A 13,467-nucleotide genomic window follows, 5' to 3' on the forward strand; every position below is an offset into this window, starting at 1 on the left:
TGTGTCTGGGACCGACCCGTCGAGCGGGTGCCGGTCCGGCCTCCCGGACGACGTCGCCCTACCTGGTCGCGCTTCGCAGATAGGTGCGGACCGACAACGGGACGAAGACCGCCAGCAGGATGACGATCCAGACGAGCGTGTAGGTGATCGGGTGCTGGATGGCCCAGGCGTCGGAGATCTTCAGGCTCGGCGACGTGTTGCCGAACAGGTTGCGGATGGCTTGCGTGATGGTGGAGACCGGGTTCCAGTCGGCGAAGACCCGGAGCACCGTGGGGAAACCGTTGGTCGGCACGAACGTATTGGCGATGAACGTCAACGGGAAGATCACGATGAAGCTGGCGTTGTTGAACACCTCCGGCGTGCGGACGAGCAGGCCGAGGGTCGCCATCACCCAGGAGATCGAGAATGCGAAGAGCAGCAGCAGCAGAAACGCACCGAGCGCCTCGAAGAACGAGGTGTGGATCCGCCAGCCGACGATGAATCCGGTGACGGCCATGACGAAGACCGACACCATGTTGAGTCCGATGTCGGCGACCGTCCGGCCGACGAGCACTGCCGAGCGGGCCATCGGAAGCGATCGGAATCGATCGATCAGGCCTTTCTGCAGATCCTGGGCAAGTGAGGATCCTGTCGTCGTGCTACCGAAGAAGACGGTCTGGGCGAAGATGCCGGGCAGCAGGAATTCGGGATAGCTGATCCCGCCGGTGGAAATCGCGCTACCGAATACGTAGCGGAAGAGCAGCACGAACATGATCGGCGACAGGGTGGCGAACACGATCAGATCGGGTACCCGTTTGAGCTTGATCAGATTTCTCTTGGTGATGGTCACGGCGTCGGAAACCCCGTGCGCGAGTGTGGTCACTTGGCCTGCTGCCTCTCGTTGTCGACGGAAGATTCCACGGCCGGTCCGGATCCGTGCCCGGTCAGCGTCAGGAAGACGTCGTCCAGGTCCGGCCGCCGCAGGCCGACATCGGTCAGTTCGATGCCACTGCCCCGCCACAGGTCCAAGGCCGCAGCGAGATCGTCAGCTCCCCTGCCGACCGGCACGCTGACGGTGCGGGCCTGCTCGTCGACACTGGCCGGTTCGACGGCCAGCGGGACGAGCAGCTCGGCCAGTGCGGCAAGATCACGGCTTCGCATGGCGACGAATTCCAGGCGCTGCCCGCCCACCTGTGCCTCCAACTCGTCGCCGGTGCCGCGCGCGATCACCCTGCCGTGGTCGATGACCACCATCTGATCGGCCAGCCGGTCGGCCTCCTCCAGGTACTGGGTGGTCAGCAGGATCGTCGTCCCGTCGCTGACCAGGTCGGCGATGAAATCCCACATGCCCTGTCGACTGCGGGGGTCCAGGCCCGTGGTCGGCTCGTCGAGGAACAGGACGCGCGGACGCGCGATCAGCGAGGCGGCGACGTCCAAGCGGCGTCGCATGCCACCCGAGTACGTCTTCGCCGGACGCTTCGCGGCATCGCTCAGACCGAACCGCTCCAGCAGGTCGACGGCCCGGACCCGTGACTCCCTCTTGCCGAGATGGTAGAGCCGGCCGACCATCTCGAGGTTCTCGAAGCCGGTGAGGTACTCGTCGACGGCCGCGTACTGTCCCGTCAGCCCGATGATGGCACGGACCGCGTCGGCCTGCTCCGCGACGTCGAGACCGGCCACGACGGCTCGGCCGGCGTCGGATTTGATCAGGGTCGACAGAATCCGCACGACCGTGGTCTTGCCGGCACCGTTGGGGCCCAGCAGGCCCAGAACGGTACCTTCGGCGACGTCGAGGTCCACGCCGGCCAGGGCCGTGGTCTCGCCGAATCGTTTGGTGAGTCCTTCGATGGTGATGAGGTCGGCCATACCAAGAGACTGTAAAGGAGAGGTCCGACAGTCCCTCCGATTTCTGGCCCGCACCCGGTGGACCACGCCGTCTTGTCATGCGGGGTTGGTCTGCCCGTTCCCCGGGCGATCCGCGGCACCGGGTAACGTCTGTGGATGCTCAACGAGAACACCGCAGGTCCCATCACCGAGACGATCAGAATCGCGCCTAAAGTGCTGCTGCACGACCATCTGGACGGTGGCCTACGACCCGTCACGCTGATCGAGTTGGCCGAGCAGACCGGGTACGGCGAACTCCCCACCACCGACCCGGCCGACCTGGCCCGCTGGTTCTCCGAATCCGCCTACTCCGGCTCGCTCGAGCGCTACCTGGAGACGTTCTCGCACACGGTCGGCGTCATGCAGACGCGGGAGGCGCTGATCCGGGTGGCCTCGGAATGCGTCCAGGACCTGGCGGCCGATGGCGTCGTCTACGCGGAAGTCCGCTTCGCTCCGGAGTTGCACACCGAGAAGGGGCTGGATCTCGACGAGGTGGTCCAGGCCGTGCTCGACGGTTTCTCGGCCGGCATGCTGGCCGCCGTCGGGTCCGGACATCGAATTCGGGTACGCGCGCTGCTGACCGCCATGCGGCATGCGGCGCGGTCCCGGGAGATCGCCGATCTCGCGGTGAAGTACCGCGACCAGGAGGTGGCCGGGTTCGACATCGCCGGCGCCGAGGCCGGGTTCCCGCCCACCCGTCATCTCGATGCGTTCGAATATCTCCAGCGGGAGAATGCCCACTTCACCATTCATGCGGGAGAGGCCTTCGGGTTGCCGTCGATCTGGGAGGCGTTGCAGTGGTGCGGGGCCGACAGATTGGGACACGGCGTTCGTATCATCGACGACATCTCCCTGGCCTTCGACGGCACGGCACAACTCGGCCGTCTTGCGGCCTACGTGCGCGACAAGAGAATTCCGCTGGAAATGGCCCCGACGTCCAATGTCCAGACCGGTGCGGCCGAATCGATCGCCAGGCACCCGATCGGATTGCTGAAGGATCTGGGTTTCCGGGTCACCGTCAACACCGACAACCGGCTGATGAGCGGCTGCACCATGACCAGCGAGATGGCTGGTCTCGTCGAGGCTTTCGACTACACGTGGGCCGATCTGCGCTGGTTCACCGTCAACGCCATGAAATCCGCGTTCCTGCCCTTCGACGAGCGGCTGGCGATCATCGAGAACGTCATCAAACCCGGCTATGCCGCACTGACCGACTGACGCCCGCCCGCCTGGCCTCCCCTCTCCCGCCTGGCCCCCCTTTTGGCGTGGATCAACTTCCCGGGCATGGATGAAAGTGAGGACTTCTGTCACTCTGGTCCCAAATCCGCGAAGTTGATCCATGCAGCGGCCGGCGGCGCAGAAGGGGGCGTCCGGGGACAAGTTGTGCACATACCCCCCAATCCATCCACATTCGGAGCCGAGGCGGCGACAACGGGGTTTGCGGCACCGACGATCAGGTCATGACCCGCCTCCGAGATGCGCAGATCCTCGCCGAACTGTTCGACCGATTCGGCGAAGTGGTCGACCAGCGCGATGCCGATGCGCTCGGCGTGCCCCGGGCACTTCTGCGGCGCGGCACCGACCAGGGTCTCCTGATCCGGGTGGCCAAGTCAGCCTTCGTCCTCCGGAGCCGAGCTGCGGGCCTGACGGAATGGGACGCCTTTCGCCTGCGGGCCATCGGATTCGGGATGTGCAGCGGTTCGAACGTGCACCTCACCGGGTGGGCTGCCGCTGCCGTCCTCGGGGTCCCGGTGGTGCACTCCCCACCGCGGCTGCCGACGGCGCTACGACCGGGTGACGCCCACCGGGCGCCCGATCGGACGCCCTACGGCCGCACTCGCTGGGGCCATCTGCCACCTCGTCATCGGACCACGCGGTTCCGCGTCCCGACGGCGGATGCTGCTTACGCGGCCATCGACATCGCTCGACACAACGGCGCAATCGCCGGCCTGGTTGCCGCAGACTTCGTGCTGCACAGTGGAACTCACCGTGAAGTGCTGGCCCAACTGACCAAGGACATGATCAACTATCCGGGTATCGAGACGGCCAGGTGGGTGGTGGAGTTCGCGGACCCGCGGGTGGAGAGTCCCTTGGAGACGTTGGGCCGGTTGGTGTTTCTGACCAATCGCCGGGAGGTCCCGTTGTCCAACGTCTGGATCCGCGTGGGTGCGCGCCGCTACCGCGTCGACCATCTGCTGCCGGAGACCGGCGTGATCGTCGAAGCCGACGGTGCGGTCAAGTACAACAATCGTCCGGATGCCGACCAGATCGTGACGGACGAGAAGAACCGAGAGCGGGACCTTCGCTCCGCTGGGTTCGAGATAGTCCGCTACAACTGGGATCTGGCCGTGCGGCGTCCCAGGGAGCTACTCCGGAGGGTGGACATGGCGGAGCGTCTGCGGCGAGGTGGACCGGTGCCCGACTGCTGGTCGTTGACCACGCCGGCGGAATCCGCGGATCAGCGCACCGGCTTCCGGATCCGGTCCGACTCCTCGGTGCGGCCAGGACCGCCTGCATGGATCAACATGGACGATTTGGGACGGGTGTGACAGGAGTCGTCACTTTCGTCCATGCCTTCGAAGTTGATCCACGCAGGACAGGGGGCCGCGCAGGATCGTGAGAGCCCCGTGAGGTCAGACCTCGGACTCGCCGTCCCATTCGAGAGTCGAAGCGAAGCGGTCGACCAGGATGTTCCACGCCGCTACCTCGTCGTCGAACGGTGGAGCCGGCGGCATCCGGTCGGCGTCGGGCTTGACGATCGCGCTGATCAGGCTTGACAGCGGGGTGGCCGAGGACAGTGCGTCGGAGGTCTCCTCGTCCTTGCGAGCCACTGCCGCGTCGGTCAGCAACTCGACCGCGAGTTCCAACTGCCTGCGGTCCACCGACCCAGGTCCGGTCATCAGATTGTCGCCGAGACCATCCAGCTCGTAGGTGTTCTCGGGTCCGGCCACCACGACGGCGTCGCCACCGTCGATCGCCTCCCGGATCTCCGGCCACACAGCCAATGACGCGAGTTTGTGGTCTGCACCGGCATCGGTCAGATAGTTCTCCAGTTTCTCGTCGGAGGAGAAGATCTGGATCCTGTTCGCCTTCGACAGGAAGACGGGCTGGTCCTCGAGGTAGCAGCGCATCGTCCAGCCGCTGCGTCCAGCGACGGTGATCTCGACGCAGTCGATACCGATCTCGTCCCAGAACTCCAGCTCGGGGTCGCGCTCGCCCTCTTCGAGTTCGGCGACCTCGTCCTCGTCCGGGTCCTGCACCACGACCGCATTGACGGCGACGGCCTCGGCCTCTGCGGCTTCGAGGGTGGACGCGTCGACCTCGGGAGTCTTGACCAGGCCGTCGAGGGCCTCGATCACCTCGTCCCAGCGCTTGGAGACGACGGCTCCAATTCCGTCCCAGAGCTTCTCGCCGCGGCGGCCGGCGAAGGCCGTCTCGCCCATGGACAGGACGGCGAAACCGTCGGCGTCGGCCAGCACGTCGTCGATCACCGGCAGATCGCAGACATCGGCCAGCGAGTGCAGGATCGCCACGGTGTCGGCCAGCTCGGCGAGCGTCCAGATGTCCGGCGTCTCGGCGACGAGCTCCGGCACCCCGACGATGTCGAAGCGGTGGTCGTCGTCCGGCATGAGCTCGTCGGTCATCGCCTCGGAGACGGCCTCCCACTCCGGGTGATCGGTGAGGTCGTGCTCGTCGGTGCCGCGGATGAAGGCGGCCAGGTGCGCCGGGGTCGGGAACACGTACAGATCGTCTCCGTGGCCGAGGAAGGCCTCCCACTCCTCGCCGTCCTCGCGCCAGCGGGGCGCCCACAGCGTCAGGCCGTTGCCGGCCGTCAGACCGAGCTGGATGGGGATGATTTCCGCGGCCACTTCTTTGGTCCTTTCAAGAACTGAGGTCGAACGGCGGCACCGGGGGCTGACCGCCGCGCCAGCCTATCGGTCCTCCTGTAAAACCCTGCACGGATCAGATCGGCAGGCTGCGGTCGCTCGTGACCCGTGCTGCATGGATCAACTTCGCCGATTTGGGACGGGAGGGACAGGAGTCGTCACTTTCATCCATGCCTGGGAAGTTGATCCATGCCAACCCCGGCCGAGCCCAGCCGCAACCAGGCCCGGGGCGGGCTACAGGGCGCGGACAGCGGCTTCCAGGACGTCGAGGCCCTCGGAGAGGAGGTCCTCGCCGATCACCAGCGGGGGGAGCAGACGGATGACGTTGCCGTAGGTGCCGCAGGTCAGGATGATGACGCCCTGCGCGTGGCACGCCTTGGCCACCTTCGCGGCGGCCGCCGGGTCGGGTTCCAGCGATCCGGCCACGGTGAACTCCAGCGCGATCATGCCGCCGCGTCCCCGCACCTCGCCGATCCGTCCGGTGGAAGCGGCCAGCGCCTTCATCCGCGGCATCACCAGGGCCTCGATCCGCCGGGCCGCGCCGTTCAGGTCCAGCTCCTCCATCGTCCGGATCGCGGCCAGTGCGGCTGCGCAGGCGATCGGATTGCCGCCGTAGGTGCCGCCGAGGCCACCCGGGTGCACCGCGTCCATGATCTCGGCGCGACCGGTGACGGCGGCCAGCGGCAGGCCACCGGCGATGCCCTTGGCCGTGGTGATCAGGTCGGGGACGACCCCCTCGTGATCGCAGGCGAACCAGGTCCCGGTCCGGCAGAAGCCCGACTGGATCTCGTCGGCGATGAACACCACTCCGTTGGCGGTGCACCACTCCGACAGCGCCGGCAGGAAACCGTCGGCCGGCACGATGAAGCCGCCTTCGCCCTGGACCGGCTCGATCAGCACGGCGGCGACGTCGTCGGCACCGATCTGCTTCTCGATCATCGAGATCGCACGCGCGGCAGCATCTTTGCCCGTCATGCCCTCGACATCCCGGAACGGGTAGGACATCGGCATCCGGTAGACCTCACCCGCGAAGGGCCCGAACCCTTTCTTGTAGGGCATGGCCTTGGCGGTCAGCGCCATCGTCAGGTTGGTCCGGCCGTGGTAGGCGTGGTCGAAGGCCACCACGGCGGTCCGGCCGGTGGCCACCCGTGCGATCTTGACGGCGTTCTCCACCGCTTCGGAGCCGGAGTTGAACAGTGCCGAACGCTTGGCGTGACGGCCCGGGGTCAGTGCGTTCAATTTCTCGGCGACCGCGACGTAGCCCTCGTAGGGCGTCACCATGAAGCAGGTGTGGGTGAAGTGCTCGACCGCGTTGCGGACCGCTTCCACCACCAGCGGGGCAGCATTGCCGACGGAGGTCACCGCGATGCCGGAGCCGAGGTCGATCAGCGAGTTGCCGTCGATGTCGACGATGACGCCGCCGCCGGCCTCTGCGGTGTAGACCGGTACCGTCGAGGCGATGCCGGCGGCTACCGCAGCCTGCCGGCGGGCATGCAGCGCAAGGGATTTCGGGCCCGGGATGGCCGTCAGGAGCCGTCGTTCCTGGGCGATGTCGGTACGGAACGCCGCTTCGATGCTTGCTGTGCTCATTTTCTGCTGACCTCTTACTCTGCCGAGCCGATGGCGGACATGACGTGCTTGATGCGGGTGTAGTCCTCGAGTCCGTACATCGAGAGATCCTTGCCGTACCCGGAGTGCCCGAAGCCGCCGTGCGGCATCTCGGCGACCAGCGGGATGTGGGTGTTGATCCAGACGCACCCGAAGTTCAGGGCGGCCGACATCCGCATGGCCCGGCCGTGGTCGGCGGTCCAGACCGATGACGCCAGGCCGTATTTCGTGCCGTTGGCGTACCGAAGAGCTTCTCGCTCGTCGGAGAATTTCTGCACCGTGATGACGGGCCCGAAGATCTCGTTCTGCACGGCCTCGTCCTGCTGGCGCAGTCCCGAGACCACGGTCGGTGAGTAGAAGTAGCCGTTCCCGTATCCGGCACCGACCGGCTTCGACCCGCCGGCCTGCACCGAGGCGTGATCCGGCAGGCGGTCGATGAAGCCGCCGACGTGGGCCAGCTGGCCTGCGTTGTTGATGGGTCCGTAGAGGGCATCGACGTTCGAGGGTGGTCCGGTGACGGTCCCGCGCGCCTGCTCGGCCAGCGCCGCGACGAAGTCGTCGTGCACGCCGGGGGCCACCATCACCCTGGTGGCGGCGGTGCAGTCCTGGCCGCCGTTGAAGTAGCCGGCGATGGCGATCGCCTCGGCCGCGGCTGCGACATCCGCGTCGTCGAAAACGATGACGGGGGCCTTGCCGCCCAGTTCCAGGTGGACCCGCTTGACGTCGGAGGCGGCGGCTTGCGCGACCTGGATCCCCGCCCGGATGCTGCCCGTGATGGCGACCATCGCCGGGGTCGGGTGCGAGACGAGGGCCGAGCCGGTCGTGCGGTCGCCCGTCACCACGTTCAGCACGCCGGCCGGCAGGAACTCCGCCGCCAACTCCGCGAGCAGCAGGGTGGACGCCGGCGTCGTGTCGGAGGGTTTGAGCACGATCGTGTTGCCGGCGGCCAGTGCGGGGCCGATCTTCCAGATGGCCATCATCAGCGGATAGTTCCAGGGAGTGACCTGACCGACGACGCCGATCGGCTCCCGCCGGATGAACGAGGTGTGCCCGGCCATGTACTCGCCGGCCGAACGGCCCTCCAGGATCCGGGCGGCGCCGGCGAAGAAACGCAGCTGGTCGACGGCAGGCGGCAGTTCCTCGGACGCGGTCAGCCCCAACGGCTTCCCGGTGTTCTCGCTCTCCACGCCCACGAACTCCTCGGCGCGGGCCTCGAGCGCGTCGGCGATCCTGAGCAGGGCTCGCTGACGGTCCGACGGGGTGCTGCGGCCCCAGCCCTCGAACGCGGTGGAGGCTGCCGCGTAGGCCGCATCCAGATCTGCCGCGCCCGAGAGCGGGGCGGTGGCGTAGGCCTGACCGGTCGAGGGATTGATCACCTCGCTCGTTGCACCGGTTGCCGCATCGGTGAACTCGCCATTGATGAAGTTGCGCAGCACGCGCAGTTCAGAGCTCATGTTCTCCCTCTCTAGTGCCGCGTGAGGCAGGTTCGTTCACGGTCACGCGGCGATGACCACTCCAGCATTCCCTGTCCGCCGGGCTGCGTGCCAGTGGGGTCGGGACAAGCCGGGGAAGAAAGGGATTTCCGCCCGCTGCCGATTGCCGTCATGATGGGGTCAGGACGAGAGCGAACGACCTGCGCGATCGGCGCCCGGGCATGACCAGCAAGGAGGCAGCCATGGCAGAGGCAGCGAAGAACAAGAAGGCGCCGGTGACGCCGGCGGTCACCGAGGAGGCGGCGGAAGCGGTGCCGCCCGTCGAGGAACAAGCGCCCGTCACCGTCAGCGTGAAGTCGGCGTTCGCCGCCGCGCTCGAGCGCAAGAAGCAGGCCGGCCAGGCCCGCAGCGCGCACCTGGACGGACACGGTGGGGTCGGCGGGGCGACATCCAGCCACAAGGCGACCCGGACGTTCCGTCGGAAGTCCGGTAGCGCATGACGCACCCGTGGTCGGCCTCTCCCGGGTGAACGCAGGGTCGATCGGGTCCGGACATCCGGTGGTGAACCGCTCATCGCCTACCGAAGGTGACAATGCGCCGGAACCCTCGCGAGCAGGAATGCACTCCCAGGAACCGCCGCGGCCGGTAGTTCGGTATGCGAAACTGGTAGCCGTTCGGCAGAGTTCTTCGACCATTACCCGGGGGTATGTGTGGCGCTGTTCTGTGCGCCGACCAAGCGCCGTCGTCTCGGAATGTCAGCGAGATGAGGCAGGTCGATTGGGGTTCGGCCACCGACCGCGGCCACGTTCGTGCGGTCAACGAAGACGCGTTGTTGACCGCGCCGCCGGTGTTCCTGGTGGCCGACGGGATGGGCGGCTACGCGGCCGGGGCCACGGCCAGCGCGATCGTCGTCCAGGAGTTCGCGGCACCTGCTGACACGTCGTCGGTGACGGCCGAATGGGTGATGGATTCCTTCCGTCGGTCACAGGACCGGATCAGAGGTGCCGCCGCGGGCGGCACGACCGTCGCCGGATTCGCCGCGGTCGAGCAGAACGGCCTGCCCTACTGGTTGATCTTCAACATCGGCGACTCCCGGGTCTACCGCTGTTCGGCCGGGACCGTCTCGCAGATCAGCGTCGACCACTCGGTGGTGCAGGAATTGATCGAGCTCGGTGACGTCTCGCCGGAGAAGGCCAGATTCCACCCGCAGCGTCACATCATCACCAGGGCGGTCGGATCGCCGGACGGGCCGCGGCCCGACTTCTGGTTGCTCCCCGCCACCGGGGGGGACCGCCTGATGATCTGCTCGGACGGGGTCACCAGCGAGTTGGACGCCGACCAGATCGCCGAGCTGACCTCGGCAGTGGACACCTGCCCGCAGCAGGTGGCCCAGTCGCTGGTCGCGTCGGCCCTGAGCGCCGGCGGGAGGGACAACGTGACCGTGGTCGTGGTGGATGTGGTGGCCGTGGATCCCGACGTGAGTGCGGGCGAATCACCGGTCGTCCGCAGGCCGGCGACACCAGACGACCGCACGTTGCCGCGCCTGCCGGAAATCGCCCTGGTCGGCGGCGGTGACGCCTCATGACCGGGCTCGTGACCGGCTCGTACGAATACCAGCCGGGCTCGGCTCACCTGGCCGTCTCCTCCAGATGTGGCGTGCTCACCTCCGACGGCGTACTCGCGGCGCGGCTCTGGCCGTTGGTCGTCAGGGGGACCGCACTGTCGGGTCTGCTGGAGGAAGCCCTGCGGGACGGCTTGGCGCAGCTGCCGGATCTGGTCATGTTCGAACTCGACGCCGGGGCGCTGCGCGTGATCGTCCGGGGCAAGATCACCGTGCGGGTGCGATCGGTCGCCGGCGACGGGGCAGAGTTCGACGGTCAGTCCGTCCGGACGTGGAACGAGCAGGTCTTCGAGCATCCGTTGTCCCTCGGCGCGGGGGAGGAGGTCGGTTCCGCTCTGCCGCTGCATTCCGGTGCCGTCCTCGCGGCGGGTTTCCGGTGGACGGCTGATGGAACGACTGCGGACGCCACCCCGTCGGAGCACGGTGGGGACAAGAGGACGAACGCCTTGTCGGTCGGTGGCGTGAGCAAGCACGCCACTGCAGTGCCGGGCCCGACGTCGGTCAACGATCCCAGCCCGGCCGATCCCAGCCCGGCCGATCCCAGCCCCGCTCATCCCAGCCCGGTTGCCTCCGCGCAGACCCCGGTGCCGGAGTCGCCGTCGACGCGGTCGGGGCTTCCGGACACCAGGATGGAGCCGATCGACGACTCGTTCGAGCACCTCTTCGAGTCGACGGTGATGCGGAGCGTGGAGGACGCCGCGGTCCGCACGCCGCCGGAGGAACTGCTGATGCTCCCGGCGGCTCCGGCGACGACGTCCGGGACGCCCGCGGGCGCGGTCGAGAAGGCCGCCGCCGCGTTCGACCCGGCCTCCGCCGGTTCCGATCCGGTCTCCGCCGTGCCGGATCTGCAGAACCGGCCGGGCGACCACGACGGATCCACCATCATGGCGGGCGAACTCGCCGTGCTGCGCGGCTCCACCGGGGATCCGATCCCGGTCACCTCCACCACCCCCACCACCGGTACCCCCACCACGGGCACCCCCACCACCTCCGCGCGCCAGGGCGCCCCCGCCCCGGCGGATCGCTGGCTCCTGCTGCAGTTCTCGACCGGCCAGAGCGTGGAGGTCGATCGCAGCGTCGTGATCGGCCGCCGCCCGCAGGTCGATCGGGTGTCGGGCACCGACATCCCCCATCTGGTGACCGTGCCCAGCCCGCAGCAGGACATCTCTCGATCGCACGTGGCCGTTCGTCCCACGGCCACCGGCTGCGTGGCAGTGGACCTGGGTTCGACCAACGGGAGCGTGATTCGTCGGGCCGCCGGCGGGAGTGCGGTGCTGGCCCAGGGTGGCATCCTGGACCTGCAACCCGGCGACACGATCGATCTCGGCGACGGTGTCACCGCCACCCTGAGGGCTCCGTCGTGACGAAGCTGCCGACCGCGCCGCCGGAGATCCCGGGTCTGACGATCGTCCGTCCCCTCGGAGGCGGGGGATTCGCCGACGTCTACCTGTACGAGCAGAGGGCCCTCGGCCGAAATGTGGCAGTGAAGGTGCTGCGCGCCAACGCATCCACCGACGAGGTGCAGCGCCAGTTCACGGCCGAGAGCCGTCTGATGGCAGCTCTGTCCGACCACATCAACATCGTGACCATCCACGACGCGGCGATCGCCCCCGACGGACGCCCCTATCTGGTGATGGCCTACTGCCCCGGGCTGAATCTGGCGGACCGCTACAAGACCCAGCAGATCGCCGTGGCCGAGGTGCTGTCGATCGGGGTGCAACTGGCCGGTGCAGTCGAAACCGCCCACCGCCAGGGCATTCTGCACCGCGACATCAAACCGGCCAACGTCCTGACGGCGGCGGGTGGCCGTCCGGCCCTCACCGATTTCGGCATCTCGGTCGCCATGGGGGTGCTGCACGAGGAGGAATCCGTCGGGCTCTCCATTCCCTGGTCCCCTCCGGAGATGCTCAGCGGCACCCCGACCGGCGATCATCGAGCCGACGTCTATTCCCTGACGGCAACGCTTTTCACTCTCCTCGCCCGCCGCTCGCCCTACGAGCTCCCGGGCCGGTCGAATGATCAGGTCGACCTGATCACGCGGATCCAGCGCACCGCTCTGACCCCGACCGGGCGCCCCGATGTCCCGCAGAGCGTCGAAGTGGTGCTGGCGACCGGGTTGGCCAAGGACCCCGCACGCAGATATCAGAGTGCACTCGAGTTGGCCAGGGCCCTGCAGCGGCTCGAATCCGAGATCGGCGGTGCCATCACGCCGGTCGACATCTCTGCCGAGGACCCGGTGGCGGCGCGGGCCGAGATCGCACCCGAGAACGATGGCCGGACGCGGATCCGCCCGCTGGTGATCGAAGCACAGGGGGTGATCCAGGCACCCGGCGTGATCCAGGCACCCGGCGTGATCCAGCAGGTGATCGGGGCACATCAGTCGACGACCTCGCCGTCCGGGTCGTCGATCGACCGCACCCAGATGCGGGGAACCACGGGCCCGACGATGGGCTCCGGCCAGGCGGCTGCCACCGACCACCAGGGCGCTCCCGAGCACACCCGGATGCGCGGCATCGCGCCCCACCCCGGCTATCTCGGCCAGGTCCCCTCTCTGCACCCCCGGCCACCGGCCGACACCCAGGCGCGCCCGCAGCCGCCGGCGATCCCGGCGGCGGTCCCGCAGTCGGCCGCGAAGCGATCCCGGCTTCCGTTGATGATCGGTGTGGGCGCCGCCGTGGTCCTGATCGCGGTGATCGGCCTGGTGGTCGGGACGCGCGGCAGTGCTCCGGCGGCCGCTCCGGTCGCGGCCCCGACCACCCGGCCGACCTCCCCGGCTCTGGTTCAGGTCAACCCGGCGCCGACGCCGATGGATCTGACCGGCGCGAGATCAGGGAGCGACGTCGTCTTCACCTGGAAGAATCCCAGCCCGCTGACCGGGGATCGGTACCAGTGGCGCCGGACCGACCAGGATGCGGCGCAGTCCGTTTCCTGGTCCGACAGCTCCGGGACCACGGCGACCGTCGCCGGGGTTTCCCGCGCCTGCATCGAGGTGGTCGTCATCCGGGCCGACTCCAGCCTGTCGAGCCCGGCGCAGGCCTGCGGGCCGAAGGCCTGA

General features: G+C 68.1%; 11 protein-coding genes. 6 read left to right on the forward strand and 5 right to left on the reverse strand.

The features are described 5' to 3' along the window. Positions 1–58: 58 nt before the first annotated feature. A complete protein-coding gene (locus H7F38_RS10795) occupies positions 59–862 on the reverse strand; it encodes an ABC transporter permease (protein WP_187094050.1) in 804 nt (267 codons plus the stop codon). Then, positions 859–1,845 (reverse strand): ATP-binding cassette domain-containing protein, encoded by a 987-nt coding sequence (locus H7F38_RS10800; protein ID WP_187094051.1) that lies wholly within the window; start codon positions 1,843–1,845, stop codon positions 859–861. The genes H7F38_RS10795 and H7F38_RS10800 overlap by 4 nt, the downstream gene beginning before the upstream one ends. Before the next feature lie 135 nt (positions 1,846–1,980). Between H7F38_RS10800 and H7F38_RS10805 the strand changes: the two genes are divergently transcribed. Both H7F38_RS10805 and H7F38_RS10810 read left to right on the forward strand, forming a co-directional pair. Next, on the forward strand, positions 1,981–3,081 hold the full coding sequence (locus tag H7F38_RS10805) for an adenosine deaminase (RefSeq protein ID WP_187094052.1): 1,101 nt from the start codon (positions 1,981–1,983) through the stop codon (positions 3,079–3,081). 242 nt (positions 3,082–3,323) lie between these two features. Beyond that, a complete protein-coding gene (locus H7F38_RS10810) occupies positions 3,324–4,412 on the forward strand; it encodes a type IV toxin-antitoxin system AbiEi family antitoxin domain-containing protein (protein ID WP_187094053.1) in 1,089 nt (362 codons plus the stop codon). Between the two features lie 84 nt (positions 4,413–4,496). On the opposite strand, the gene H7F38_RS10815 is transcribed toward H7F38_RS10810, so the two are convergent. The 3 genes from H7F38_RS10815 to H7F38_RS10825 all read right to left on the reverse strand — a co-directional run bounded on the left by H7F38_RS10815 (position 4,497) and on the right by H7F38_RS10825 (position 8,812). Next, positions 4,497–5,732, reverse strand: a complete 1,236-nt coding sequence (locus H7F38_RS10815; protein WP_187094054.1) for a primosomal protein — start codon at positions 5,730–5,732, stop codon at positions 4,497–4,499. Between the two features lie 252 nt (positions 5,733–5,984). Beyond that, entirely contained in the window at positions 5,985–7,340 is a 1,356-nt protein-coding gene (gene gabT, locus H7F38_RS10820) for a 4-aminobutyrate--2-oxoglutarate transaminase (RefSeq protein ID WP_187094055.1), read from the reverse strand. 14 nt (positions 7,341–7,354) lie between these two features. Continuing rightward, entirely contained in the window at positions 7,355–8,812 is a 1,458-nt protein-coding gene (locus H7F38_RS10825; protein ID WP_187094056.1) for an aminobutyraldehyde dehydrogenase, read from the reverse strand. Between the two features lie 221 nt (positions 8,813–9,033). On the opposite strand from H7F38_RS10825, the gene H7F38_RS10830 reads away from it, so the two are divergent. From H7F38_RS10830 to H7F38_RS10845, 4 genes are all read left to right on the forward strand, one after another. Further along, a complete protein-coding gene (locus H7F38_RS10830) occupies positions 9,034–9,291 on the forward strand; it encodes a DUF5302 domain-containing protein (protein WP_187094057.1) in 258 nt (85 codons plus the stop codon). 263 nt (positions 9,292–9,554) lie between these two features. Beyond that, positions 9,555–10,376 (forward strand): PP2C family serine/threonine-protein phosphatase, encoded by an 822-nt coding sequence (locus H7F38_RS10835; protein WP_187094058.1) that lies wholly within the window; start codon positions 9,555–9,557, stop codon positions 10,374–10,376. Further along, the gene (locus H7F38_RS10840; protein WP_187094059.1) at positions 10,373–11,776 is read left to right on the forward strand and encodes an FHA domain-containing protein; all 1,404 of its coding nucleotides are present in this window, start codon (positions 10,373–10,375) and stop codon (positions 11,774–11,776) included. The genes H7F38_RS10835 and H7F38_RS10840 overlap by 4 nt, the downstream gene beginning before the upstream one ends. Further along, positions 11,773–13,467, forward strand: coding sequence for a serine/threonine-protein kinase (locus H7F38_RS10845; protein WP_187094060.1), 1,695 nt, complete (start codon positions 11,773–11,775; stop codon positions 13,465–13,467). The genes H7F38_RS10840 and H7F38_RS10845 overlap by 4 nt, the downstream gene beginning before the upstream one ends.

Origin of the sequence: Nakamurella sp. PAMC28650 (genome assembly GCF_014303395.1) — a bacterium.
Lineage (GTDB): Bacteria > Actinomycetota > Actinomycetes > Mycobacteriales > Nakamurellaceae > Nakamurella.

Excerpts from the sequence above, each read along its gene's own strand:
- H7F38_RS10800 (WP_187094051.1), bottom strand. The coding sequence starts at position 1,845 with ATGGCCGACCTCATCACCATCGAAGGACTCACCAAACGATTCGGCGAG.
- H7F38_RS10805 (WP_187094052.1), top strand. The coding sequence starts at position 1,981 with ATGCTCAACGAGAACACCGCAGGTCCCATCACCGAGACGATCAGAATC.
- H7F38_RS10810 (WP_187094053.1), top strand. The coding sequence starts at position 3,324 with ATGACCCGCCTCCGAGATGCGCAGATCCTCGCCGAACTGTTCGACCGA.
- gabT (WP_187094055.1), bottom strand. The coding sequence starts at position 7,340 with ATGAGCACAGCAAGCATCGAAGCGGCGTTCCGTACCGACATCGCCCAG.
- H7F38_RS10825 (WP_187094056.1), bottom strand. The coding sequence starts at position 8,812 with ATGAGCTCTGAACTGCGCGTGCTGCGCAACTTCATCAATGGCGAGTTC.
- H7F38_RS10830 (WP_187094057.1), top strand. The coding sequence starts at position 9,034 with ATGGCAGAGGCAGCGAAGAACAAGAAGGCGCCGGTGACGCCGGCGGTC.
- H7F38_RS10835 (WP_187094058.1), top strand. The coding sequence starts at position 9,555 with ATGAGGCAGGTCGATTGGGGTTCGGCCACCGACCGCGGCCACGTTCGT.
- H7F38_RS10840 (WP_187094059.1), top strand. The coding sequence starts at position 10,373 with ATGACCGGGCTCGTGACCGGCTCGTACGAATACCAGCCGGGCTCGGCT.